The organism is Paenibacillus sp. FSL H8-0261 (assembly GCF_045040645.1).
Taxonomy (GTDB): domain Bacteria; phylum Bacillota; class Bacilli; order Paenibacillales; family Paenibacillaceae; genus Paenibacillus_AQ.
The window spans coordinates 2,928,266-2,953,866 of sequence record NZ_CP150297.1 but is presented as its reverse complement, the minus strand read 5'-3'; the positions used below and the strand labels follow the sequence as shown (position 1 = coordinate 2,953,866).

The 25,601-nt window shown below is 42.4% G+C and carries 23 protein-coding genes and 1 other annotated feature; of the genes, 9 read left to right on the top strand and 14 right to left on the bottom strand.

The features are described 5' to 3' along the window. Position 1: 1 nt before the first annotated feature. Positions 2–1,807 (top strand): sensor histidine kinase, encoded by a 1,806-nt coding sequence (locus MHI27_RS13020; RefSeq protein ID WP_405176437.1) that lies wholly within the window; start codon positions 2–4, stop codon positions 1,805–1,807. Between the two features lie 2 nt (positions 1,808–1,809). Here MHI27_RS13020 and MHI27_RS13015 read toward each other — a convergent pair whose 3' ends face one another. The 3 genes from MHI27_RS13015 to MHI27_RS13005 all read right to left on the bottom strand — a co-directional run bounded on the left by MHI27_RS13015 (position 1,810) and on the right by MHI27_RS13005 (position 5,218). Further along, on the bottom strand, positions 1,810–3,381 hold the full coding sequence (locus MHI27_RS13015) for an ABC-F family ATP-binding cassette domain-containing protein (protein WP_076299403.1): 1,572 nt from the start codon (positions 3,379–3,381) through the stop codon (positions 1,810–1,812). A gap of 186 nt (positions 3,382–3,567) precedes the next feature. Then, a complete protein-coding gene (locus MHI27_RS13010; RefSeq protein ID WP_405176436.1) occupies positions 3,568–4,689 on the bottom strand; it encodes a DUF4179 domain-containing protein in 1,122 nt (373 codons plus the stop codon). Beyond that, positions 4,682–5,218 (bottom strand): sigma-70 family RNA polymerase sigma factor, encoded by a 537-nt coding sequence (locus MHI27_RS13005; protein ID WP_405176435.1) that lies wholly within the window; start codon positions 5,216–5,218, stop codon positions 4,682–4,684. Before MHI27_RS13005 ends, MHI27_RS13010 begins: the two co-directional genes overlap by 8 nt. A gap of 224 nt (positions 5,219–5,442) precedes the next feature. Between MHI27_RS13005 and MHI27_RS13000 the strand changes: the two genes are divergently transcribed. Continuing rightward, positions 5,443–5,811, top strand: a complete 369-nt coding sequence (locus MHI27_RS13000; protein ID WP_042187569.1) for a helix-turn-helix domain-containing protein — start codon at positions 5,443–5,445, stop codon at positions 5,809–5,811. A 56-nt stretch (positions 5,812–5,867) separates the two neighbouring features. Here MHI27_RS13000 and MHI27_RS12995 read toward each other — a convergent pair whose 3' ends face one another. Then, a complete protein-coding gene (locus tag MHI27_RS12995) occupies positions 5,868–6,293 on the bottom strand; it encodes a hypothetical protein (protein WP_042127063.1) in 426 nt (141 codons plus the stop codon). 197 nt (positions 6,294–6,490) lie between these two features. Next, positions 6,491–6,779, top strand: a binding site (T-box leader). A 102-nt stretch (positions 6,780–6,881) separates the two neighbouring features. Between MHI27_RS12995 and trpS the strand changes: the two genes are divergently transcribed. Next, the gene (gene trpS, locus MHI27_RS12990) at positions 6,882–7,877 is read left to right on the top strand and encodes a tryptophan--tRNA ligase (protein ID WP_405176434.1); all 996 of its coding nucleotides are present in this window, start codon (positions 6,882–6,884) and stop codon (positions 7,875–7,877) included. Positions 7,878–8,061: 184 nt separating this feature from the next. On the opposite strand, the gene MHI27_RS12985 is transcribed toward trpS, so the two are convergent. Beyond that, positions 8,062–9,294 carry an aminopeptidase gene (locus MHI27_RS12985; RefSeq protein WP_042187565.1) on the bottom strand — a complete coding sequence of 411 codons (1,233 nt, stop codon included), beginning with the start codon at positions 9,292–9,294 and terminating at the stop codon, positions 8,062–8,064. A 166-nt stretch (positions 9,295–9,460) separates the two neighbouring features. Further along, positions 9,461–9,808, bottom strand: coding sequence for a hypothetical protein (locus MHI27_RS12980; protein WP_042187563.1), 348 nt, complete (start codon positions 9,806–9,808; stop codon positions 9,461–9,463). 149 nt (positions 9,809–9,957) lie between these two features. On the opposite strand from MHI27_RS12980, the gene MHI27_RS12975 reads away from it, so the two are divergent. Together MHI27_RS12975 and MHI27_RS12970 are read left to right on the top strand one after the other, a co-directional pair. After that, on the top strand, positions 9,958–11,094 hold the full coding sequence (locus MHI27_RS12975) for a VanZ family protein (RefSeq protein ID WP_405176433.1): 1,137 nt from the start codon (positions 9,958–9,960) through the stop codon (positions 11,092–11,094). 87 nt (positions 11,095–11,181) lie between these two features. Next, the gene (locus MHI27_RS12970; RefSeq protein ID WP_405176432.1) at positions 11,182–12,624 is read left to right on the top strand and encodes a serine hydrolase domain-containing protein; all 1,443 of its coding nucleotides are present in this window, start codon (positions 11,182–11,184) and stop codon (positions 12,622–12,624) included. A 66-nt stretch (positions 12,625–12,690) separates the two neighbouring features. On the opposite strand, the gene MHI27_RS12965 is transcribed toward MHI27_RS12970, so the two are convergent. Then, positions 12,691–13,455 (bottom strand): exodeoxyribonuclease III, encoded by a 765-nt coding sequence (locus tag MHI27_RS12965; RefSeq protein ID WP_149644574.1) that lies wholly within the window; start codon positions 13,453–13,455, stop codon positions 12,691–12,693. Positions 13,456–13,594: 139 nt separating this feature from the next. Between MHI27_RS12965 and MHI27_RS12960 the strand changes: the two genes are divergently transcribed. Then, positions 13,595–14,764, top strand: coding sequence for an MFS transporter (locus tag MHI27_RS12960; RefSeq protein ID WP_076299410.1), 1,170 nt, complete (start codon positions 13,595–13,597; stop codon positions 14,762–14,764). A gap of 204 nt (positions 14,765–14,968) precedes the next feature. Beyond that, the gene (locus tag MHI27_RS12955) at positions 14,969–15,256 is read left to right on the top strand and encodes a hypothetical protein (RefSeq protein WP_076299411.1); all 288 of its coding nucleotides are present in this window, start codon (positions 14,969–14,971) and stop codon (positions 15,254–15,256) included. Between the two features lie 80 nt (positions 15,257–15,336). Here the strand turns inward: MHI27_RS12955 and MHI27_RS12950 are convergent, their stop codons facing one another. Further along, the gene (locus MHI27_RS12950; RefSeq protein WP_405176431.1) at positions 15,337–16,185 is read right to left on the bottom strand and encodes a helix-turn-helix transcriptional regulator; all 849 of its coding nucleotides are present in this window, start codon (positions 16,183–16,185) and stop codon (positions 15,337–15,339) included. A 124-nt stretch (positions 16,186–16,309) separates the two neighbouring features. On the opposite strand from MHI27_RS12950, the gene fabF reads away from it, so the two are divergent. Continuing rightward, a complete protein-coding gene (fabF, locus tag MHI27_RS12945; RefSeq protein WP_405176430.1) occupies positions 16,310–17,548 on the top strand; it encodes a beta-ketoacyl-ACP synthase II in 1,239 nt (412 codons plus the stop codon). An 88-nt stretch (positions 17,549–17,636) separates the two neighbouring features. Here the strand turns inward: fabF and MHI27_RS12940 are convergent, their stop codons facing one another. The 3 genes from MHI27_RS12940 to MHI27_RS12930 form a co-directional block, all read right to left on the bottom strand. Further along, the gene (locus tag MHI27_RS12940) at positions 17,637–19,103 is read right to left on the bottom strand and encodes a glycoside hydrolase family 43 protein (protein ID WP_405176429.1); all 1,467 of its coding nucleotides are present in this window, start codon (positions 19,101–19,103) and stop codon (positions 17,637–17,639) included. 190 nt (positions 19,104–19,293) lie between these two features. Then, positions 19,294–20,361 (bottom strand): ABC transporter ATP-binding protein, encoded by a 1,068-nt coding sequence (locus tag MHI27_RS12935; RefSeq protein WP_076282847.1) that lies wholly within the window; start codon positions 20,359–20,361, stop codon positions 19,294–19,296. Positions 20,362–20,868: 507 nt separating this feature from the next. After that, positions 20,869–21,831, bottom strand: coding sequence for a phosphotransferase family protein (locus tag MHI27_RS12930; protein WP_405176428.1), 963 nt, complete (start codon positions 21,829–21,831; stop codon positions 20,869–20,871). Between the two features lie 129 nt (positions 21,832–21,960). Between MHI27_RS12930 and fabV the strand changes: the two genes are divergently transcribed. Further along, entirely contained in the window at positions 21,961–23,151 is a 1,191-nt protein-coding gene (gene fabV, locus MHI27_RS12925) for an enoyl-ACP reductase FabV (protein WP_405176427.1), read from the top strand. Between the two features lie 20 nt (positions 23,152–23,171). Here the strand turns inward: fabV and MHI27_RS12920 are convergent, their stop codons facing one another. The 3 genes from MHI27_RS12920 to MHI27_RS12910 all read right to left on the bottom strand — a co-directional run bounded on the left by MHI27_RS12920 (position 23,172) and on the right by MHI27_RS12910 (position 25,598). Then, on the bottom strand, positions 23,172–23,429 hold the full coding sequence (locus tag MHI27_RS12920; protein WP_042187544.1) for a DUF2164 domain-containing protein: 258 nt from the start codon (positions 23,427–23,429) through the stop codon (positions 23,172–23,174). Between the two features lie 97 nt (positions 23,430–23,526). Beyond that, on the bottom strand, positions 23,527–24,495 hold the full coding sequence (locus tag MHI27_RS12915; protein ID WP_042187542.1) for a sugar phosphate isomerase/epimerase: 969 nt from the start codon (positions 24,493–24,495) through the stop codon (positions 23,527–23,529). A gap of 26 nt (positions 24,496–24,521) precedes the next feature. Next, positions 24,522–25,598: a Gfo/Idh/MocA family protein gene (locus MHI27_RS12910; RefSeq protein ID WP_405176426.1), complete on the bottom strand. Its 1,077-nt coding sequence runs from the start codon at positions 25,596–25,598 to the stop codon at positions 24,522–24,524. Positions 25,599–25,601: the final 3 nt, after the last annotated feature.

The window sequence follows — 25,601 nt, the reverse complement described above, 5'->3', positions numbered from 1 at the left end:
AATGATGCAGATTGAGCAACCAAAGAGACGCTACCGGATGCGACATGTCAATCGTCAAATTTTCATGCTGATGATCCTGACCATTACCATTCCACTCCTGATCATATCCGCAATCATCTATATCTTTTCAAACCAAGCCGTCAAAAATGAATACCAGAGTAGCTCAAATCTGATCCTTAATAACCTCTCGTTCAACATTGACCAATATCTTCAAAGTATTGATAAAGGTACACTGAACGCACAGGTAGATAGCCAGCTCCAAACCGCACTTGAGCATTGGACGATCCATAAAGACGACGTCGGAAATGACCTGAATATTCAGTATGGAAACACGATTGAGCATTTCATCAGCGGGATTGAGATGACGATTAAAAATGTTGATAGTGTGCAGATTTTTTCGGGATCACGTGTGTTCTACTCTGCCAATTTCAATCGTGCGGATTATGATGTGAAGGATTATACCCAGGAGGATTGGTATTTACAGACCCAGCAGAAAAAAGGCGGAGTGATTCTATTTGGCAGCCATGTCCCCTTCTATCGCACCAATTCCAAACAATCCGTCATTTCTATTGCCCGAGTCATTAATAAAAAAGGAAGCAAGCAGCCCATTGGCGTCATGTTAATCGATATCCGATTGGATTCATTACGTGAAATCTTAAAGCTCTCGGAGAATAGCAAACGAAAATTCATTATTTTAGACGATAAGGGCGGTAGTGTTTACAGCTCTGACATCTTAGAGACCTCACCCTTACAACCTATCCCTATAGAACCTCAGGCGCTTAATACTTTCATGAACAATGACACGGGAAGCTTTTATGGTACTTTTGATGATAAAGACTCGTACATTAACTTTGTTACGTCTCCCTATTCCAACTGGAAGGTCATACAGTATATAGATGAAAAAGAGATGACTAAGCAAGCCACTTTTCTCGGAAAAATCATTTTAACATTAGCGCTCTTGTCGCTTGTCACTGCGATCTTATTCATGTATATCCTATCGGAGCGTGTCACTAAGCCTATTATTCTTTTAAGCCGAAAGGTTAAGCTGGTGGGGATGGGGAACTTTGATGTGGATTTGTATAGTAATCGTCAAGATGAGTTTGGTGTTCTATACAATGGAATCCGAAAAATGGTGAAAGACCTGCAAAATTATATCGAGCGATCTTCTATGGCCAAAGCACAGCAAAAAGTAGCTCAATACGGCGCCCTTAAAAGCCAAATCAATCCACATTTCCTTGCGAATGTACTTGAATCTATTCAAATGAAAGCTATCATTAATGGGCAAAGAGAGATTGGCGAAATGGTGGGGATTGTAGGTAGATTGTTTCGGATTCATATCCAGACCGGAAAGATAACCGTAACCCTGCGAGAAGAACTTGAACACGTCCGGCTGTATGTAAAAATCCAACAATTACGTTTCGGGGACAAAATTCAATATATTGAACAGCTAGAACCTAATACCGAAATAATTAAAGTCATGCACTTTTCCCTTCAACCCATCGTTGAGAATGCTATCGTCCATGGACTGGAGTGTCGAAGTGAACCGGGTCTCCTTGAAGTCTCCTCGATGATTTCGGGGGATGACATGCTAATTATCGTTAAAGATAACGGAATTGGTATCGATGAAGAGAAACTTAAACAGTTACGTCTTCGTCTCTCTCAACCATCAGACACCCTAGATGAAGATCATATTGGTATAAAAAATGTTCATGATCGTATTCAATTTCATTTTGGTGAACCCTATGGGATTGAAATCACCAGTCAAGTAGGTAAAGGGACGACCGTGATCATCCGACTGCCAGCATAATCCTAAACATTCTGTTCAGTGATTCCTGCTTCAGGATCGAAGGTAAGCATTTTCGTTGCAATTTTATCGATGAAGAAGCGGTCATGACTGACGGTAACTACGGCTCCAGGGAAATGAATGAGTGCTTGCTCCATCACCTGAATACTCGTCAAATCTAAATGATTCGTTGGCTCATCCAAAATAATGACAGCCGCGCCAGAGAGAAGGCATTTCGCTAACGCTACTCTGGCCTGCTGTCCACCTGACAGACTGCCGATCGTTTTGCTCAGATCCATTTCCGAGAATTGTAGCATCGATAGAAATTTGTTCACTTTTTTCCGCGGAGCATCGAGTCCCAGCCCATACACATTTACGGCATGACTGACTGTATCCTTAACATCGAGTTCGTCCCACATCTGATTGAAGTACGCATAGCTGACCCCACGTTCCCAAGTCACACCACCCGTTTCAGGCTCTTCTTGCCCAGTCAATACCTTTATGAGTGTCGACTTCCCGCTTCCGTTAGGCCCCACAATAGCTATCCGATCTTCCTTTTGAATATCGAAGCTAATGTTCTGGAATATCGTCCGACCATCATAGCTTTGTCCAATTCCCTTCACTTCACCAAGCTTGTCCGGAAACCGTAAATTGCTGTAGATATCGGTGATCAGTACGTTCACTGGATGAGGCTCCACACGCTTTTTCATATCTGTCAGTTTACGTGATAGACGATCCTTCGGGGACTTTTTGTTCCCGCGGGTTTCAATGGCTTCAGACTCCATAAGTAGAAGCTCTTCTTCCCACTCGAATTGACGATCAAGCACCTTTTTGCGCATCTTCTTTTTACGAACATAGTCGGTGTAATTGCCTTCATATTCCTGAAAATGATAATTCTCGATTTCTATCGTCCGCGTGACTACTCTGTCAATAAATTGCCGGTCATGGGAGATGAGAATCATCGCCCCATTAAAACGGTGAAGCCACTGCTCCAACCATACGATCCCTTCGATATCCAAAAAGTTAGTAGGCTCATCGAGCAATACGACATCGGGCATTTCAATTAAGACTTTAGCCAGTGCTGCACGGTTCCTCCAGCCTCCCGATAACTCATCTACAGGTTGATGCCGTGATCTTTCATTGAAGCCCAACTTCGTCAGAACAGTGTTGATTTCTACAGATACATTCCAGCCATCCAAATGATCCATTTGTTCAAAAAGCGCCGCTTGCCGCTCTAAAAGTGTATTCATCTGGTCATCATCCGTCACTTGTCCAAGCTGTTCCCCGATTTGGTTAAGCTCCTGTTCGATAAGCGCTACCTGCTCAAAGCACAATTCTAACTCTTGCTGTACAGACAAGGCCCCGGAAAGCTCCGAGAATTGAGAGAAATAACTGATCTTCACATTGGGATCTAACTCTACTTTCCCTGCTGTTGGCTCCTCTTTTCCCATCATCAGTTTAAAAACAGTAGATTTCCCCGCACCATTTCGTCCGATTAACCCAATCCGCTCACCCTTGCTAACTCGAAAATATATATCTCGAAAAATCAAAGTATTCTCATATTTCTTAGTTACGTTCTCCATACGGATTACGCTCAAATCTATCACCCCTAGTTCATATAGATCAAAATACAGCTCAGAACACTCAAAGAGCTATTATAGCACTATTTTAAAAAGGACTTTATAATCATATTTAATCTTCTAGAAAACAAAAAAAGGTCGCTGTCAGCGGACCTTTTTCTGCATTACGAATCCCATCACATTCTCACTCTCATCACTTGCTGCTTATTTTTTCAAGATATCAATATACTCCTCTTTCTCGCGATCAAGCCCCGCATCAAGTTTCAAACGAATGAATTTGGGTTGATCCAATACGTTGCTGCTAAAGTTACTTATAAATCCATCCTCACTGCCACTTCCGCCAATCGAATTATTTTTCAATTCGCGCTTCCCAACCCGCGATGTCAACTCACTAGGGGTCTTTCCAAATAACTCATTCCTGATCTCCCAATTAGTTTTTAAATCCTCACTTAGCGTATATTTGACTACTATACTTAATGGAGAAAGCTCCACTTGTGCAAGATTCACTTCATGCCCGTCAATCATAAAAGGCTGATTTATAACTACCGTCTCGGTCTTTTGTTCCCAGAATTTTGGATCAATAGCGAAGCTCACCTTTAAACGATCAGAATAGCGCATGTCAGCTAGATCCGTTCCCGTTTTTGGTTTTGCTAGCATTCCTGGATCCACTGAAGCGATCTGAAAATTCGCCACCACCTCTTTTGGAAATGCTTTATCCTTATCTAGTGGATAGATAGTTTTTCCGAGCCATGTATAAATACTATCCACAGCATGTAAACCCATCCCACCTCTACTCCCATTTTCATCCACTACACTTTGTCCCGTCACAGCATCTGTCAGCCATACACTATTCACATTGTAAATTTCCTGACCACCACTTGTAGTCCCTGTATATAGCAGTATAATTTTATTTTCATCAGCGATCACAGCATTTAGAGTGATTTTATATCCGTTTTTCTCAGCACTCTTATTCACGATTTGCACATAATCATTTCGGATAGCAGATTCTAATGTGAGAGCATCACCATCTAACGAGGCAAGCTTCTTAAAAGGTTCCAGCACACCCCAGTTACTTGATTCAATACTTGTAGAGGCTTGCTGTGGCATCAATTGGGTTGGATTGAAGAAGAGTAAACCTGCAATCAAAACAGAAGCAGTCAGTACAGCCATAGCGCTTCTAGCGAACATTAGCTTTTTTCCGCGCTTTTTACCTAGTTCGAGTCCTGCTTGAATGGCATAGATTTGTGCGGCTGCACTCTCCATTTTTTGCTCCTGTGGGATCCGTTCAGCATCGATTAACATGGCAAGCTCCTCCTGACTACTCATGGTTCCAATCACCCCGATTCTTAATGATCGTTCTTAACTGCTTGAGTCCTTTATGCTGCCATGTCTTGACCGTTCCTTCAGGTTTATCTAGTATTTTAGCAATCTCATTTAAGGTCATATCGTTGTAGTATTTAAGCAGCAGCACATGGCGATACTTGGGTTTAACCTGTTCAAGTGCCCACAGCATTTCCATCCGATGATGGCCAATGTGGGTAATCTGCTCTCCTATTCTCTCGTCAACAAGCGGCATGGAATGCTTTCTACGTCTTTGTTCATCTATACAGACATAAATCAGGATCCGAATGATCCATGATTTAAACGCTTTTGGATCCTTTAACGTTTTTCTTTTGATCCAGGCCCGGCAAGTCATTTCCTGCATCGCTTCAAGCGCATCATTCCGGTTACGCAAGTAGCTATAGGCAATACTGTATAGCTGTTCTCTATGTACCAATATAGAATCGTAGAAATCCGTCTCGCTCCTAGAATCAAGAATCGTTACCTTCTTCATTTCTGCATTAGTCATCGTCATATCCTTCCTTAGCCCCCTCTCCTAAACCTCTCATAAATTAAGACGGGGAGGGTATAGAAACGGTTTTTATTTGTATTAACTTTTTTGGGACTGAGCACTTGAAATTATAACATTCTATAAAAAAAGAACGATAAATGTTATGATAAGCAAAATTGGACATAATCAATAGTACGCACTTAAAAGTACCATAGATACTAAAAAGTACCCATACATTGGAGGATATCATGACAACTATCAAGAAAAAATACAATATTTCTGTTGAGGCCACACTCGAAGTGATTGGAGGAAAATGGAAATGTGTAATTCTGTGTCATTTAACTCATGGCAAAAAACGAACATCGGAACTAAAACAGTTAATGCCCGGAATTACTCAAAAAATGTTAACCCAGCAACTACGCGAACTTGAGGCCGATGGAATTATCAACCGGATCGTATACAATCAGGTTCCACCCAAAGTGGAATATGAGCTTAGTGAGTATGGTGATAGTTTAAGCGACATTTTGACTTCTCTATGTAATTGGGGAGAACAACATATCATTAAGCAATATGGCGATAAATATGCTGTTTTAGAGGACAACATTTTAAATAAATAAATTTTACCCCATGAAAAAAGGACAGTTAAATCAGATCGATTTAACTGTCCCATAACTTAAATTACGCCATCTCCTCCTATAGCAGTTGCTGTGAATGATATGGGTCCAAATAGATTTATAGGCAAGTTGCTATCATTCTGAATTACCAATTCATAGTTGTGGATTCCAATATAAGGACCATCAACCCACTGAACATTTAATTGAATATCAGTAGTTGTAGTAAAACGAAAAAAGGATCTATAAATATCGACTCCAGCACGTCGGATTAAAACAAGAAATTGGCTGTTAGCAAGTGCAGTAAGACTAAAACTACCATTTAACTCGACTCTACTGGAGAAAGAGGCAGGATTAGCCGGACTAATATTTACTTGCGCTGTGGCTAGACCCGCTCCAGCTCCAGGAATCCCTGCAACCGTTATAGCAGTAGTAAACGGGTCTAACGGGATTTTTGCCTGTGACCCATAACTTATAATTGTCGCCATTTTTCATCACTCCATTTCAAGGTTATAGAATAGTATATTGTGAATCCGCAATGATAGATTGGACTTAATTCCTGATGATTATATACATTTAAGTTATACTTTTACTAGATTATAAAACCTAGATACTTCGAATATCATCCTCTAATTTCCACCTATTGACAAACTCACTTATCAGAATTACAATTACCCAAATATCATGAACAACGCTGACAAAGGGTAAGTAGACAAACGAACATGGACTTCAGAGAGCCGGTGGTTGCTGCGAACCGGTGTCCAGCGCTTGATCGAATGGCCTTTAGAGTTGCTCTTCCGAACCATCTCTCTAGGATGCTGTAGGGATAGCCGGGGTTCCCACCGTTATCAAGGGACCTGTATCCGAGATTATCTTTAACCCTCTTTCGTACAGGTAAGAGAAGATCGTAAAGCCAACGAAACGTATGGTAACACGATCAATTAAGGTGGTACTACGACAACTTCGTCCTTATTGGATGAGGTTTTTTTGCTATTTTAAGGAGGTGATGGCCATGGATGATGGCTGGTGGTGGCGACTCAATATTAATCAAAAGCGACAAAACAGGAGGAATTCAAATGATAAAAGAACGTGTATTAACTGGAGATCGAGTGACCGGAAAGCTGCACCTTGGCCATTACGTGGGCAGTTTACAGAACCGAGTGGCTCTACAGGAGCAATATGATACTTTTGTGTTTCTAGCAGATATTCAAGCCCTAACGACTCACTTTGATCGGCCTCAATACCTTGGTCAAAACTTGAATGAAATCACACTGGACTATTTATCGGCGGGTATAAATCCAGATAAAGCCACCCTATTTATTCAATCTATGGTTCCTGAGATCGCTGAGCTGACCGTCCTATTCTCCATGTTTGTTACTGTGAATTCTTTACGGCATAATCCCACGATTAAAGCCGAATCGAAAAATTCCAGCTTAGATGAATTGTATTATGGTTTTCTAGGTTATCCAGTTAGCCAGGCTGCGGATATAACCTTTTGTAAAGCGACGATTATTCCTGTAGGAGAAGACCAGCTTCCCCATCTGGAGTTGACCCGCAAAATCGTACGTAGATTCAACGAACTGTACAGCCCCATCCTTGTGGAGCCCAGAGCGCTCATCAGCGAGACGCCAAGACTAGTAGGAACAGACGGCAATGCTAAAATGAGTAAAAGCCTAGGCAATGCTATCGAGCTGGACTCTACGAAAGAAGAGATCACCTTCAAGATCCGTAAAGCCACAACCGATCCAGCCCGTGTTCATAAAAATGATCCTGGGCATCCAGATATTTGTCCCATTTATGCTTATCATCGTGCTGTTCGTTCGCATGGTGCCTCAGAAATTCACGATAGCTGCGAAAGTGGCAGTATAAGCTGTTCTGCCTGTAAGCAGCTTATCACGACAGCTCTAGACCAGCTAATTGAACCAATGCGTGAGCGTCGCTCCTATTATGCTGCCAGACCCAAGGTTGTTGAGGATATCTTATTATCCGGAACTAAGCGTGCCCGCGATATTGCTCAAGAAACGATGTCCGAAGTACGCGAGGCTATGGGCCTTAATTATTTTTCAAAATAAAACTGATCTCTAAGGGCAATAAAAAAACGCCGGACTCTCTATTGAAGAGAGCGCCGGCTGTTTTTATAAGAAAATATTATTTAATATGGATCCGCTTCTACATAAAAATACTTTCTATAACATAAATCCCGTCAAAAAAAGGCCGTAACCCCCTAAAGCGAGATTACGACCTTAATTTTATACCTTACAGCACCCAATTCCCTTTACGGAATACCGGCTCAATCGTACCATCCGCCAATTCTCCGTCAATATCCAGCTCAGCTGAACCAATCATAAAATCGACATGTGTTAAGCTGACATTAGCACCTCGTGCCACAAGCTCTTCATTCGTAAGCTTTGTGCCGCCTTCAATATTGACAGGATAGGCACTTCCCAACGCGAAATGGCAGGAGGCATTCTCATCAATCCCTGTATTGTAGAAAATTCGGTTCAAGCGAGAGATTGGAGAATCATGCTGCACTAAAGCCACTTCTCCTAAATAGGATGCACCTTCATCCGTTGCCAGCAGCGATGTCAGATGCTCACGTCCGGATTCAGCTTCATATGCTACTACTTTTCCATCTTTAAATGTGAAAGAAAGGCCTTCTACCAAACGTCCGTTCAGATTCAAAGGAAGTGTGCTTCTAACTGTACCATTCACACCTGTACGATGTGGCATAGAATAGATCTCTTCCGTTGGCATATTAGCCACGAAATACACACCTTTATCATTCTCTCCGCCGCCTCCACGCCATAGATGTCCTTCTGGAAGCTCCACATGCAGATCCGTTCCCGGAGCGCGGTAATGCAGGCTTTTATAACGCTTAGCGTTCATTCTATCCTGACTTTCTTTCAATTGACCGATATGCTCTCTCCATGCGGCAACCGGATCCTCGCTACCTACACGATTCATCTGGAACACCGCTTCCCACATAGCCTCTACTCGCTCTTCCTCTGGAAGATCAGCAAACACCTTGTTCGCCCAAGCACGCGTTGGAGCCTTAACGAGAGACCAGCTAATTTTGCTATTACGAGTATATTTGGAGTAGTTTTTGCGAGCAACAGCTGCCGCTTTAACTGCTCTTGACACTTTGGAAGAATCAATACCATTGAATAATTCCGGATCTGGTACTTTAATATGTAAGATGGCGCCGTTCTCTTCCGCAAACTTCTCCATCATTTCTGCTTGCCACTGTGGATAGTAATCGAAGGAATCTTCTGGGGCTTTTTCGTAACGAATACGTGTAGTCGCTTCATCGTCCCAATCAACGATTACATATTTAGCACCTGCTTCATAGGCTTTACTTACAATCAAGCGAGTAAGCTCTGCCGTTTCAATAGGTGCATGCACCATCAAAACTTGTCCAGGTTGTACATTTACCCCTACTTTTACAACCAGGTTCGCATATTTCTCTAACATGACATCAAAATCTTTCATGAATTCTCTTCCTCCATCTCTATGGTTGCTTTACTGTCGCACCAAAGCACCGGAGCTCCTTAACAGCAGACGGTCAGCTTCACTTCTTATTTTAACGCAAAATGCTAAGAGTTGCGATTCGATAAAATTAAGCGGCCCCCATGAAAGGAACCGCTCACGTAAATCCTTATTTTTTATCCACTTGCAGCAACGTTACGGTCTTTAAAGAATAGGTATGCATAATCTTGTCCTCAGAGATTACGTTAAGCTTGGTCAAACTTGCTACCTTCGCGGGATCTGATTTGGAGAGCATACGCCACACTTCGGGGTCTGATAGGGTTTCATATAACTTGAGATCATCATATTCTTTGCGATTTTGCATCACTAACTTCACTTTGTAGCTTCCGATTTCAGTCTCGGTAGCCCCCTGCTCACTACAATAGCTTAGAATATCCTGCCGAAGCTCTGCTAACTCTTTTTCAATTTCCTTTTGCTTTTGCTTCAGTCGATAATACTGCTGCACCTTTTTCTCCATCACTTCACGCTCCTCTATAGACATATGTATGCCGGAAGCGCTAAATAAATAAGTTGAGTTCCCTATCATAAAATTTTATAATGAGCCGGGAACGCTAGTTTGCAGCAAACTACATTATTCCACAAAAACAATGATTCGGCAGGTGACTTATGTTTCATTCTTACTTTTTCCCAATTTCTTATGCCTTTATGATGTTTCCTATAGCGGCATTGATCTTCACACTCCCTTTTCTAATCGTTCAATACCGTAGACACGGCTACATCCATAAGCTTAGAGCTTTAATCCTATACTTATTGCTGCTCTATCTGATGAACGCTTATTTTCTCGTTTTGCTTCCGATGCCTTCCTCAAGACATAATATGGCACCTTCGGGAAATATGATGCAGCTTGTCCCTCTTCAATTCATACAAGATATTATAGATGGCTCTAAGATCATACCTGATCAGATTTCAACGTATTGGTCGTTACTGCGTGAGCCTGCTTTTTTACAGGTGATATTTAACATCGCTTTGACCGTGCCGTTTGGATTGTTTCTGGGCTACTATTTCCGAACGCGCTGGGGAATGTGTATTCTCTTGTCTTTCATACTTTCGTTATCTTTTGAGGTCACTCAGGTTACAGGCATCTACGGCTTTTTTGATCATCCCTACCGTCTATTTGATGTCGATGATCTTATTACCAACACGCTGGGAGGGATCTTTGGATTCCGAATTGCTATCTGGATAAACGGGTTACTGCCACGTATAGAACAACTGGATACGAATATCGATCGTTCTGCCAAAAGAGTCTCCTATACCCGCAGAGGGATTGCTTTTTTCATCGATAGTATGGTGTGGATCATTGGGTTTGGTGTACTTTATGGATTCGATATAAAAAGTGCTTTCTGGATTGTAACAGGGATTTACTTCATCCTGATTCCAGCTTTTACTGGTGGGCGGACCTTAGGCAAATGGATTGTACGTATTCGGGTAACGAACAGAGGTAATCGGGCTTCTTTCTGGGCGCTTATGATCCGATATGGTTTGTTATATTGGGTAATACTTGGACTTCACGCTATTGTTATCGATTCTGATGTGACGGGGCTTCTATCTTCACCATTGAGAACGGCCGCTTACCTCTTTGTTCTACTGGTCGATTTAGTTTTCTTTATCCATTTAATCATTAAGGTATTCAAAAAAGATTACCAGCTAATCTATGAGAAATTAAGCCGAACCTCGCATGTTATTTCATGGCCTGAGAAAAGATTGCATACCGATGTCTCCAACAGCAGCTCTTTAGAGGATTAAAAATCCTCCCTTTTATATAGTATTTATACAATGTAATTTATTATAGAATAGGAAGGTAACAATTCTCAAAATTTAGGAGATGAATGAATGGAAACTACAAGTAGCTTGCAGTTGTCTAGAAGTCTTCCAGAAGAGCAGGGCATATCATCAGCCGCAATATCCAGCTTTATTGATGCAGTAGAGACGCAAAGCTTAGGTCTGCATAGCTTCATGCTCCTTAGGCATGGGTATGTGGTCTCTGAAGGCTGGTGGTCTCCTTATAAGTCCGATCTACCACATATGCTATTTTCCCTTAGCAAAAGCTTCACCTCAACTGCAATAGGGTTTGCGGTTACAGAAAAGCTAATTACGCTCGACGATGCAGTTATCTCCTTCTTCCCTGAAGAGGCTCCTGCGACTAACACTGACAATCTATCCAACATGACAATCAGACATCTATTGATGATGGGTACCGGGCATGTCGTGGATACTATGGACACACTTCATAAAAGTGCAGACGGGAATTGGGTTAAAGCTTTCTTCTCAGTCCCAGTGGAGAAACAACCAGGTACACATTTTCTATATAATACCGGCGCCACTTACATGCTGTCCGCGATCCTTCAACGAGTTACTGGCCAAACACTGCTAGAATATCTAGAACCGCGTCTGTTCGCTCCGCTCGGTATTCACGGAGCAACTTGGCAGTCTTGTCCACGTGGAATTAACACGGGGGGATTTGGCTTAAGCATTACCACAGAGGATATCGCTAAATTCGGCCAGCTTTACTTACAAAAAGGGATCTGGAATAATCAACGAATCCTGCCTGAACAGTGGATTAATGAGGCAACTTCCAAACACATTTCCAATGGCGAAGGCGATCATGACTGGGCGCTCGGATATGGTTATCAATTCTGGAGATGCCAACACGGAGCCTACCGCGCCGATGGCGCATTCGGACAACTCTGCGTTGTTCTTCCTGATCAGGATGCGGTAATTGCTATTACTGCCGCTTCAAATAGTATTCAAGGTATTTTGAATGCAGTGTGGGAGCATTTATTACCCAATATGAAAGATGTCCCTCTTCTGGAAGAACAAGCATTAGCAGCCAAATTGGCAGACCAATTAAAAAACTTATCGATAGACCCTCCACAATTGCAGCGGTCATCTTTTCAAGAAGATCAATTGAATGGTATAACCTATACACTCGATGACAACCAATTTTCACTAGCTACAATCTCTATCTCCTTCAACAATGATGAAGCTGAGGTTACTTTAATAACTAAACTGGGTGAGAACAATGTCATTCGATTAGGCCGAGGACAATGGCTCGAAAGCTTTGCACTCATCCTGGAGCCTTTCATGAACCGGATTATGTCCAGCTTTACTTGGACTGCAGAAGATCAACTTCAATTGTCCTTGCTATTTGTTGAAATGCCTTTCTTAATTACACTTGATATTAAAATTCTAGAGAACATGCTTATCCTTAAGCAGCGGATTAATGTGAATATGGGACCGCTTGAATTCGATGATATAATCGGAAGAATACAATAGGTATAGTTAATAAAAGAAAGGCCGCTTTGTCCTATTCAGGAACTTAGCGGCCTTATATCACTTTTTTTATTCTGAAAAATCAGCTAGCTTCAATATGACTGGGCAATGATCACTACCCATGATCTGACAATCAATTTGAGCATCAATTACATTAGGTGCAAGTCTAGAAGAAGCTAAGAAATAATCAATTCGCCAGCCCACATTCCGCTCTCTCACCTTCGGCATATAAGACCACCATGAATACACTCCCTCTAGCTCCGGGTGAAGATATCTGAACGTATCTATGAAGCCCGACTCTAGCAGTGTGCTCATTTTCCCTCTCTCTTCATCCGTAAAACCGGAGTTCCCACGGTTAGCCTTTGCATTCTTGATATCAATATCTTCATGGGCAACGTTTAGGTCTCCACAGACAACAACTGGTTTACGCTTATCCAGTTCTAAGAGATAATTACGGAAACGGTCCTCCCATTCCATTCTATATTCCAAGCGAGACAGATCTCGTTTGGCATTAGGCGTATAGACGTTGACCAGATAAAAATGTTCGAACTCTAATGTAATGATCCGGCCTTCTGCTTCTTCATCTTCTTCCATCCCATATCTCGCAGAGATCGGCTTGATTTTAGTGAATATTGCCGTACCGGAATAGCCCTTCTTCACTGCGTAATTCCAGTATTGATCGTATTCTTCGCCATGCTCCAGTGTAATTTGCCCTTCCTGAAGCTTTGTTTCTTGAACACAGAAGATATCCGCATCTACTTCTTTAAAATAGTCATTAAACCCTTTTTTGACACAGGCCCGAAGGCCATTAACATTCCATGATACCAGCTTTATCATCCGCTTTTCTCCTTGCATTTTGCTTTAATTATTCTCAGTTTATCATAGTTTTATATCCTAATCATTCAACATCCATGATACAATAACAAAATTGACTCTATACAAATATTAATTATTACGTGAGGTAAAAAAACTTATGAATGCACCAACACTATTACGAGGGTTTAACTTTTTGTATTTTGCGTTGCTGGCTATGTTCATTCCTTTTCTGCCAGTCTATCTAGGGGAGCAAGGTCTTAATCCGGCGCAAATTGGATTCATTATTGGTACTGGAGGGTTTGTTACCATTATTGCTCAACCCTTATGGGGGATGATCAGTGACAAAACAAGAACGATCCGCAAAGTGCTGTTAATTCTGTTGTTATGTTCTGCGGTGACGGGATACTTTTTATTCGATTCTAGCAGCTACGTGCGACTTATTCTTTTTGCGATGCTGCTCTATTTCTTCTTAATGCCTATCGATCCGCTAGCTGAAAGCTTGAATTTCCGGATCTCTGAGGCAGCTGGAATTAGCTATGGTTCGATACGTACATACGGTGCGTTGGGGTACGGTGTTATGGCCTTACTCACAGGTTATGTGATGAGTTATTTCGGTTCACAAGGTATGGCCTTGCTGTTCGTCGCGATTAGTCTTACAAGCTTTGTGGTCAGCTGGTTCATGCCAGATGCTCCGGTGACCGGTAAACCGGTCACACTTGACAGCCTGAAGCATTTTCTTAGTAACAAAGAAACACTGCTATTTCTAGTACTCATATTTATTAGCTCCGTTCCCGCACGAATGAACGATACCTTCCTTGGGGTTTATATTCGCGAGCTTGGTGGCAGTCCTGAATTAGTTGGTCAATCGTTCTTTATCGCCGCAATGAGTGAAATTATTGTGTTTGCCTTAAGCTTTTGGTGGCTGCGCAAAGGAAAAGAGTTAATCATTATTTCAATTTCTGGAGCCTTTTATTTTCTTCGTTTCTTTATTTCGGCCTGGATATCTGATCCGCATTTATTAGCTTATCTACAGATTTTACAAATCCTTACCTTCCCGGTATTCTACTCCGCAGCTATTCAGTATCTATATAGTATTGTGCCTGTGGAATGGCGTGCTACGGGTCAAACTGTGTTGGCGCTACTATTCTTCGGTGTATCAGGTATTCTCGCTTCTTATGCTGGTGGAGCATTATATGAAGCCTTTGGCGGTAAGGTCCTTTACTTAACAATTTCCGTGATGTCATTTATCGGTATGCTGTTCGGATTGATATTGTACAGAATCTATGGAAGTAAACACGCCAATAAAAAGAATATAGCCACTCATTAATCTTTCGACAATTAAACGGGTATGTCCCATAGCCATGTAGACGGCTGACGGACATACCCGTTTTCTATGAATAAGTATCGTAGTGTCCGCAAAAACAAGCTCCTTGTCCCCTATCAAAAAGTGCTAATTCACCGTGTCATTCGCTCTCCCATCAATAGATTTATCGCATAGTATATCCTATCAAAAGAAAAGGAGGTCGTTACTATGGCCATCGTATTACCGCTTCAATTGTTTGTTTTAGAACCTGTCATTGGCAAATCATATTATGAAAACCTTGCAGGTGGTATTAATGCTGCAGTTACAGTAAACAATATCTCGGACCATCCGGTACAACTGGTATTAACCCGTGTGAATGCTCCAGTTATCACTTACACGATTCCAGCATTCAATAGTCTTACACTTCAAGTTCATGCACTGTTGGTTGCAGCACTCTTAAGTACTCCTTCGGGCACAACATTCGGATTTATTGAAATCTCAACATCAGATTTCTAAGATTCATTTCACAATGCTCTCTAAAGCATCTCTAGTTGATAATTCAGCTAGAGATGCTTTTCTATGAACTTCTACCTAAGTCATTCTTTATGCTGCTCCATAAGCTGCTTCAGTTTGATTTCAGTATTTGAATCCGCAGCAGGCGTATAAATACTACAACGTAAATCTGTGCTGCCTTGAACCTGTAGTGAGGTTAAATGAAATAACATTTTCCCTGCTTTGGCATGTCTGAATTCCAATAGCACATCTGGAGCAGAGCTTACACGACTTTGTTCCCACATTTCATTAAACGCTGGATGCAGTTCCTTTAATTCCTCAATAAATTCATCGTACCAACGATCCTCTACATATTGTCCGTAATAAGCTCTGAAGATGGATAGATAACCACTTACGAAGTGTTCCCAATTTACAGCTAAACGTCTGAACTCCTTACGAACAAATAACAAACGAATCATGTTTCTCTCCTCGATGGGCAACTTAGAGAAATCTAGAAACACATGTGCTGCAGCCTCATTCCAACCTACAATCCCGCAACGCCGGTCTGAAATAATCGTAGGACAAGTCTTAAGCTCCTGTAAAATTTTCTGTAGAGAAGGACTTATTATAGAGGATTCCTCTTGCTTAAATAAAACGTTCCCTGTTCCAGTCTCTAGTGCTAGTGCAAAAAGATATTTCCTCTCATCATTAGTTAGCTTTAGGGCAGTCGCAATACAGTCCAGAACAGACGAAGATACTTTAATATCCCTGCCCTGTTCTAGCCACGTATACCAGGTACTGCTTACCCCCGCTAACTGTGCAACTTCTTCCCTGCGAAGTCCAGGCGTTCTCCTGCGTGTGCCCTCTGGCAGCCCAGCAGAGCTGGGTGAGATCGCAGCACGGCGTGCTTTTAAGAAATCTGATAATGCCTGCAATCTCGTCTGATTAGCCATACGCTTACTCTCCTCTCTGTTACATTCTTTAGTATAGTACAAATTATACTAGGATAAACGATAACTTGTAATAGGATAAAATAAGTGGAAAAATACCTATATACACTTCTTGAGGAGGTTCATTATGGAACGCGTAGTTATTACAGGTATGGGCTTAATCTCGCCCCTTGGAAATACAATAGAACAATTCTGGGATCGTCTAGTTTCTGGTGAGTCGGGTATTTCCCCAATCACTTCATTTGATACCTCTAACTTTAAGACAAAGATCGCGGGAGTCGTGAATGATTTCGATGCGGAGGCCAGATTTGGCCGTAAAGAAGCACGCAGAATGGATAGATTTAGTCAGTTCGCCCTGGCAGCCGCTGAAGATGCCTGGACACATTCCGGTCTACAGCTTGATAAGATTGACAAGGAACGTCTCGGGGTTTATGTAGGATCAGGCGTTGGTGGAATTCAAACTTTGTTGGAACAAGGGAATGTGCTAAAGGGCCGCGGACCAGATCGGGTCAGCCCCACTTTAATTCCCATGATGATCTCTAATATGGCTGCGGCGATGATCAGCATTAAATTAGGAGCTTTAGGTCCTACAATGTCTCCAGTAACTGCCTGCTCTATTGGAAATACGGCAATCGGTGAAGCCTTCCGGTTGATCCGTTATGGAGGTGCCGACATCGTAATTGCTGGTGGATCAGAAGCAGCCATTACTGAAATCTCTTTAGCCAGTTTCGGCAATGCCACCTCCTTATCCACTCGAAATGAGGAGCCGATTAAGGCCAGTCGGCCTTTTGACGGGGAACGTGACGGATTTGTTATCGGTGAAGGTGGCGGAATAGTTATTCTGGAGTCACTTTCTCATGCGCAGCGTAGAAACGCCAAGATTCACGGAGAGGTTATCGGTTATGGTGCCAGCTCTGATGCCTATCATATGGTCGCCACCCATCCAGAAGGAATTGGTGCTTATCAAGCGATGAAGCTGGCCCTGAATGAAGCTAATCTCCAGCCCAAAGAGGTGGATGTAATTAGTGCTCATGCCACGAGTACAGTAGTAGGTGACCGCTCTGAGACCCTTGCGATAAAGAAGTTATTCGGTGATCAAGCCTACCAGATTCCCGTAACCGCTAATAAGTCCATGACTGGACACGCCTTAGGGGCGGCCGGTGGCCTAGAAGCCATTGCCCTAATTAAGAGCATTCAAGAAGGAATCATCCCACCTACCATTAATCAGGAGGTCAAAGATTCCATCTGTGATTTAGATTATGTCCCGAACATTGCGCGAAAATCTGATCTTACTATAGGCATGTCTAACTCCTTTGGTTTCGGTGGGCATAATGCTGTCATTGTGATTCGAAAGTTTGAAGATTGACCACTCATCCATAAAACGGGGTTCCAGCTTAGTCATTCTCAGGACTAATTGGAACCCCGTTTTCTACTGCAAATTTCAAAAAAATCTATTATTCCATCGTTGATACGTGGCTCCCCCAGATAGAGATACCTTCCTTGGAAACCGCAGTAAACGTCATAACGTTACTAGCTGTTGCTTCATTCCACTCTTTCAGGAACACCCCATTATAAGTAGAACCGTCAATGGTAAGCTCAGCAGTATGATCATCAATAAGCTTCCATTTCCCTTTTACTGCTCCTTTAATCTTACCGCTTTTAGTTAATTCAATTAGCTCCGACTGCACGATATCAGCCGTAATGTCTTTGTTATGGTTTACATATTTATATTCGCCTGAAATTTGCTCTTTTGTGTATTTCTCTATGCTCTCTCCGCCATAGCGGTGCGGGGCTACAACCGGCCAACCCTCACTGTTCATAAACATCTGATGAACTCTTACCTCGTGCTTTTCTCCACGATTCGGGAACCGTGTATGGAAGATCAGATAATACTTGCCATTCTCTTCATCATAAAACGCTGAGTTATGACCTGGTGATACATATCCTTCTCCACTCACTGGCAGCTCGTCATCTGTATTCAAGAATTCGAAATTCCCCATTAGCTTCACTCCATAAGGAGCATATGCTGGATCATCGAACAATACGGATGGCGATCCTTGTGCATTAATCATATCTTGACCCTCAGAATCTTCGAAAGGTCCATCAGGCGCCTTTGAACGAGCTACACGGATGTTATATCCACCGTCTGCAGCCAGACCACCGTAGGATAGGAACAGATAGTAGTAATCCGTTTCCGGACTGTACAGCATATATGGAGCTTCTATCCGAGCATGGTTCGCACCCAGAAGCTTTTTGCCATAACCTTGATCTGGCAGCGGGAAACCTGTATTAGCATCTAGTTCCATAATAAAAATACCACCGGAGTAAGAGCCATAGACCATCCACAGCTTCCCTTCTTTATCAAAGAACACATCCGGATCTACTACATTCGGCTTTTGAGTGGCATCATATATTTCTCCATCATCACCCTTGCCCATCATACCTGACTTCAGAATGATTCCTTTATTCTTATAAGGTCCCTCAATATTGTCCGACACAGCTATGCCGAGTGCAGACAACGGGGAATCCCCTTTACAAGCATTGTAATACATATAGTATTTGCCATCCGCCAATTGGATAACATCGGGTGCCCATAAGGTATCCGTCTGTGCCCATTTTAATGCTTCAGCAAACTCCTCTTTGACATTAGGAATGAGAACGTTTCCTTCTACCACCCCAGAGGACAGCTGAGTCCAAGACATCAGATCATTTGATTTAGCAGATGCTAAATGAGAGCCGAACACATAGTATTTGTTATCTGTCATAATGATCGACGGATCATGTACAGATACATTTTTGAAGACAGGCTGCGCAGAGTCAGCTACGTTATTTGTGTTGCTGGAACTAGCTGAATTGTCATTGCACGCGGTTACTGCTAATAATGAAACGCTGATCATTGTAGTCATAATTGCTTTTCTCATCGTTATACCCCCTATGTATGCCTTTTCATTTTGAAACGAAAACGAACAATAGTCAATCCTTTTATTTAATTAAGTTCGTATTAATTCATATTTATTTAAATAATAGTGAACATTCATACACATAAAAAAAAACGCCAAGCCATCGAAATGGCCTGACGTTTCCTTTTATATTTTTCGTAAAATAATCTGTTTAATTAGCGCCTTCTTGTACCAAAACTGGCTCTGGATAAGCATTCTTAAGCACACGTTGTCTGTTCTTAACAACTGCCGGCGGTTCCACCTGAGGAGCCATCGGATGCATTAGCCAAGACTTCACCATATGGGTATCCGAAACCTTATACATTGGAGGCTCTTTCTCCATATCGATTTGCATAGCGTAAGTGCTACGTAGTGCGAATGCATCGCCCTTAGGCGGTTTGATCAAATCTGGAGGAGTACCAGGAATGGCTGTTAGCAAAGATCCTTTGCTCTCTAGACTTGGCATGGAAGCTAGCAAGCCCCAAGTGTATGGGTGTCTTGGATCGTAGAAGATCTCTTCCGCTGTTCCCATTTCAACAATTTGTCCGGCATACATTACAGCTACACGATCTGCCATTCTTGCTACAACCCCGAGATCATGGGTGATAAAAATAATAGCCGTATCAATCTTCTTTTGCAATTCCTTCATCAAATCAAGGATTTGTGCTTGGATGGTTACGTCGAGCGCAGTAGTCGGCTCATCCGCAATCAGAAGCTTAGGGTTCGCAGCAAGTGCCATTGCAATAACAACACGTTGACGCATACCACCACTGAATTCATGTGGATATTGATTGAAGCGACGTTCTGGAGAAGGAATACCTACAAGATTGAGAAGCTCAATCCCACGTTTATTCGCATCAGCCTTGGAGATGTTCTCATGTTTAAGCAGCACTTCAGTAATTTGTCTGCCGACCTTCATCATTGGGTTCAGAGAGGTCATCGGATCTTGGAAGATCATACCGATCTCTTTACCGCGGATCTTCTGCATCTGCTTCTCTGTCTTGCCAATCAAATCTTGTCCATCGAACAGAATTTGTCCGCGTTTATATTCTCCTGGTGGTGTAGGAACTAGCTTCATAACCGCTTGTGAGGTTACACTTTTACCCGAACCTGACTCCCCAACAATCGCTAGAGTTTCACCTTTATCTACATGGAAGCTAACACCACGGATCGCTTGTACCTCTCCGCCGTGTGTTTTGAATGATATCGCTAAGTCTTTTACCTCTAAAAGGCGCTCCATCTTGTCACCCTCTCATTTCCTCGTCAATTATGATAATGATTCTCAGCATGTTGTAAGCAATAAGTATTATTTTATCTAGTTTTAAGGGTTCTAGTCAAGATTTTTCTGAAAAAAATACGGCTAACCTCACACTTTAGTACTAGATCTAATTATTGCGTGCTCAATAGTTGCGATAGCTCCTCTTTAAAATACGTAAATAGAGAATAAGGAAGAACTACTAGGTGCTGCTAAATACAATAAATGGTATGGAAGGAATACTGCCATGATTCTAAAGCCCACTATCAAAATATACACGAATAATACAACCAAAGCAAAAGTTACATGGTCATGTACATCAGTAAGCAATGCTATTTGTGCATAAATGATCATGAAACAAACGTAGTATCGACAGCAGCTACAGCAAACTTACGGTATCAATATGTACACTCAGCCGTTCAAATATAAGAATTCTCCCCTACTGTTGCTCAGTCTCCCTATCTGTCATGTTGTAGTTGTGTCAAAAATGTGTTAATTCATGAACCGCTTCCAGCCCTCAAGCAGATTATCATGCGCCCACTCAAGGTGACCTTGGCTATCGTACTTACGCGAATAACACTCGATGAAGTAAATTAAGTCGATATATAAGTCGTAGAGTTTTTTACGGGCATGTTCGTTTGGGCTGTCGAAGCTATTCCCGTAACCTCTGCAGAAATGCTCTGAATTCTCAATATAGCGAAAATAATATTCCATAAGTGGATCGCCCCAAAGTGCCCGTTCCCAATCAATCAATGCAACAATGCGGCCCTCTCGCACAAACACATTGCCATCCCATAAATCCCAATGTATTAGACGAGGCTCAACGACTGCGTCCATAACATGTAAGTGACTTTTGATCTCTGCCTCTACAGTTTCTAACGGAATGGGCATTTCTACCTTTAAACGACGTGCATCTTCAAGCAGGTTCATTATCAAATGCTTAAAAGTTTCCCGCCATGAAGTTCCTTTTACTGGTGTGGACGCACTAAATAATCCGAAACGCTCACCAGGAATTTCATTAATTAAACGGGAATAACGACCTAACTCTTCCTCAATACTTATTCTCTGCTGCGAAGTTAGCGCTTCCTTAATTTCATTATAGGGCTGGCCAACTATTTTCTCCATGAAAAAAAACTCACTTGAAATCATTTCTTTACTGTTATCATAAGCGTATACCTCAGGCACAGGTACTGTCCCTTTTGACTTCATCAGTCGCATCGCCGCAACCTCTACAGACATAATATCATGCTCGTAACTAAGGGTATCTGCTTCAGCTGACGGTGCTATCTTAAGAATCATGTCTCTTCCATCTGATAATAAAAGGTCATATGCTGCGTTAAAATAACCACCTGTCAGTTCAGTACTTCGCTGAATGCTCACATGGCTTCCAAAAGTAACACCTACCAAATCATTCTGTTGCTCTGTCGTTAATTTTGTTTTAGTAAAGCTCTCCAAGATCTCACCACCATAATGAAATAAGTATCAAAGGATAAACAATCCTTCTCCATTTGATTGAAAATTGTTAAAATTAGAACAAACGAGTCTCATTAGCCTGCTTTTCATGAAAGAGAGGAAACGATTAACATGATTATTAAACCTAGAACACGCGGCTTTATCTGTACTACCGCACACCCGCAAGGTTGCGCTCGTCAAGTAGAGCGGCAAATCGAATATATCCAGACACAACCCGAGATCAAAGGACCACGCAAGGTGCTTGTCATTGGCGCCTCTACAGGATATGGCCTCGCCTCACGGATTACAGCCGCCTTTGGGGCTGGAGCCAGCACAGTAGGCGTCTACCGCCAGAGCAGCAGCAATGGAGCCCGTACAGCCTCTGCTGGATGGTACAATTCAGCAGCCTTTGAGGAACTTGCAGAGAAAGCTGGACTTCAATCCTACAGCGTAACCGGTGATGCCTTCTCCAAAGAAACTAAGGATAGAACCATACAGCTGATTCGCAGTGAATTGGGACAAGTTGATCTAGTCATCTACAGCGTTGCTTCTGCCCGTCGAACAGATCCTGTGACGGGTGAAGTTTATAACTCCGTAATTAAACCTATAGGAGATACCTACACGAATAAAACCGTAAACTTTCATACGGGTGAAGTCAGTCAAATTTCTATTGAGCCTGCTACAGACAAAGAAATCGATGATACCATTCGAGTGATGGGTGGTGACGATTGGCAGCTTTGGATTGAAGCTCTTCATCAAGCCGGAGCTTTGGCCGATCATGCCACCACCATCGCATTCTCATATATCGGGCCGGAGATTACCCAGTCTGTATATCGGAAGGGAACGATTGGACGCGCAAAAGATCATCTAGAATTAACAGCACACACTCTTAACGATGAACTATCTAGTATAGACGGTCGAGCCTATGTAGCAGTTACGAAAGGACTGGTCACACAGTCTAGCTCAGCAATTCCTGTCGTCCCCCTGTACACTTCTGCGCTATACAAAGTCATGAAAGAGAAAGGACTTCATGAGGGTTGTATTGAGCAAACCTATCGGTTGTTTGCAGAACGTCTTTATGCGATCGAAGGGACTTCTGTGGACGAAGAAGGGCGTATCCGAATCGATGACTGGGAGATGTCCCCGGATGTACAGAATCAAGTGACTCAAATCTGGGATAAACTCACGACAGACAATATCTATGAATTGACAGATCTAGAAAGCTACAAACAGGAGTTTTTCCAGTTATTCGGATTTGAGACTGAGGGTGTAGATTATGAAGCTGAGACTGATCCAGACGTAACGGTTACCAATCAGCGGTAAACAATACATTATGTTGCGGACTATCTTCTAGCAGATGTTAGTGGTTGCTCAAGTGCATACAATTCTTCTTCAATGGAAATCATCTTTTGCTCAATCACTTTACGGGCATCTGCCAGTGCCTGATTATAAATATAAGGTGAGAGTTCTTTGAGCATAAAATCAAGAAGATTCTCACTTGCTAATTGGCCAATTTCGCTAGACAGCTCCGTTTCAAAATAATCCTGAATGCTGGATGTAATTTGTAGTTTGTGTTCTCTCTGTATTTTTATCGGCTGCATGATCGTCCTCCAATTTGTATGGTTTAAAATTCAGATTATTAATACAGGAAAAATGACGTGCTTGCGCACGTCATTTCTTATATCTATACCCCTTAATCTAAACCCACCACATTTCTGCTAGTGGCTCCTCAATCAATACTTGTTGAAGATTACTTACAGCTTTGGAGAAGCCTTCTTCAACAGACATCAATCCATCTTCATGCTCAATACTGACCACATAATCATATCCTACCAAACGAAGAGCGCTCATAATATCAGCCCAAGTCTTAAGATCATGTCCAAAGCCAACCGAACGGAACTGCCATGCACGGTCAAGCATTTTGGTATAAGATTGCATATCAGTTAAGCCATGCATATTGACATTGACTGGATCAATAACTGTATCTTTAGCGTGGAAGTGATGGATTGCGCCTTGGCGGCCTAAAATATGAATTGCCTGCACCGGATCAATTCCTTGCCACCACATATGGCTCGGATCAAGGTTAGCTCCGATTACTTCACCCGCAGCTTCTCTCAACCGCAGTAGAGTAGCAGGTGTGTGAACGGAGAATCCGCCGTGCAGCTCAAGACCAACCTTCACATCATGCTCTGCGGCAAAGGCTCCCCATTCAGTCCAGTAAGGAATCACTTTATTTTCCCATTGCCAATCCAGAATTTCTTGATAATCATTTGGCCATGGAGCTACCGGCCAGTTCGGATACTTGGCACCCTCATGATCACCTGGACAGCCAGAGAACGTATTAACGACTGGAACTCCTAGCTTCTGCGCCAATTTGACCGAGTTCACAAAGTCCTCATGATCCTTCTGGGCAAGCTCTTTTTGTGGGTGTAGGGGATTTCCGTGACAGCTCAATGCACTGATCGTCAATCCACGGGATTCCACAGCATGTTTGAATTCTTTCAATGCTGTCTCATTCTCGAGAAGCATCTTAGGATCACAATGGCTGTTACCAGGATTCCCTCCTGTACCAATCTCTACCGCCTTTAGACCTTTGGACGCTACATAATCAAGAGCATCCTCCAGCTTGCGACCCCCAAACAAGACCATAAATACTCCAAGTTTCATTGTAAGTCACCTCTTTTGCAAATAGTTTACTTACCTTCACCATACATATCGAAGTCTTTTACTACTTGATTCTTCTCAGCAGATTCAAAAATAGCTTCAATCAAATTCTGAACACGCATTACTTCGGCATTCTTAACGATTGGCTCAGCTGTTCCCTCAATAACGGCTGCGAAATTGTCATAGAAGCTAGAGCCTAGCTCCGCAGGTTGAGGTAAAGCTTCTGTAATCGTAGCCCCTTCTGAAGGAGGCGCCATAGTTTTGGTTAATCCAACACCAGCACGTATAGGCTTAGGCTCGATCTTTTCACCTTCATTGTTTCTGGTTACTAAACGTCCAGTTAAAGACCAATCTTCGATAATGCCCGTTCCTTCAATACCCTTCACATACCATCTAGGCAGCGTAATAAAGTTAGTTGTCCCAACCTCAACGATAGCTTTAATTCCATTCTCAAATTGCAGGATGGCTTCAAATCCATCATCTACATCATTGCCTAGAATAAAGCTCAGACTGCTGCTCACACTGATGACTTTGCTATCGATCATAAATAAGAGCTGATCTAATAAATGAACGCCCCAATCTAGCAGCATTCCTCCACCTTGTGCCTTGACATGGCGCCAGTCTCCTGGAATACCATTCGCTCCGTGTACGCGAGATTCAAGCTGGAACAAAGAACCGATGGTCTCTTGATCATACATTTTTTTGATGGTTAAGAAATCCTCATCCCAACGTCTGTTCTGATGTACCATGAACACACGTCCTGCTGCATCCGCAGCAGCGAGCATATCTTGAAGCTCTTCCTTGGACATAGCGACTGGCTTCTCACAAATAACATGTTTGCCAGCTTGTAGCGCACGTATAGCGATTTCTTTGTGTACATCGTTTGGTGTCGCAATAAGAACAATCTCAACTGCAGGATCTGCTAATACTTCTTCATAACTTTCATATACCTTGTAACCAGCATTGATGGAGTCCGCACGACGTGCTTCAAGCAAGTCGTATGTCCCTACCACTTCTAGGGAGTTAGTATCCTTAATTAATTTCGCGTGATAACTTCCCATTCCACCAAAGCCAACGATGACTACGGAATGTATCTTTGAGCTCATGAC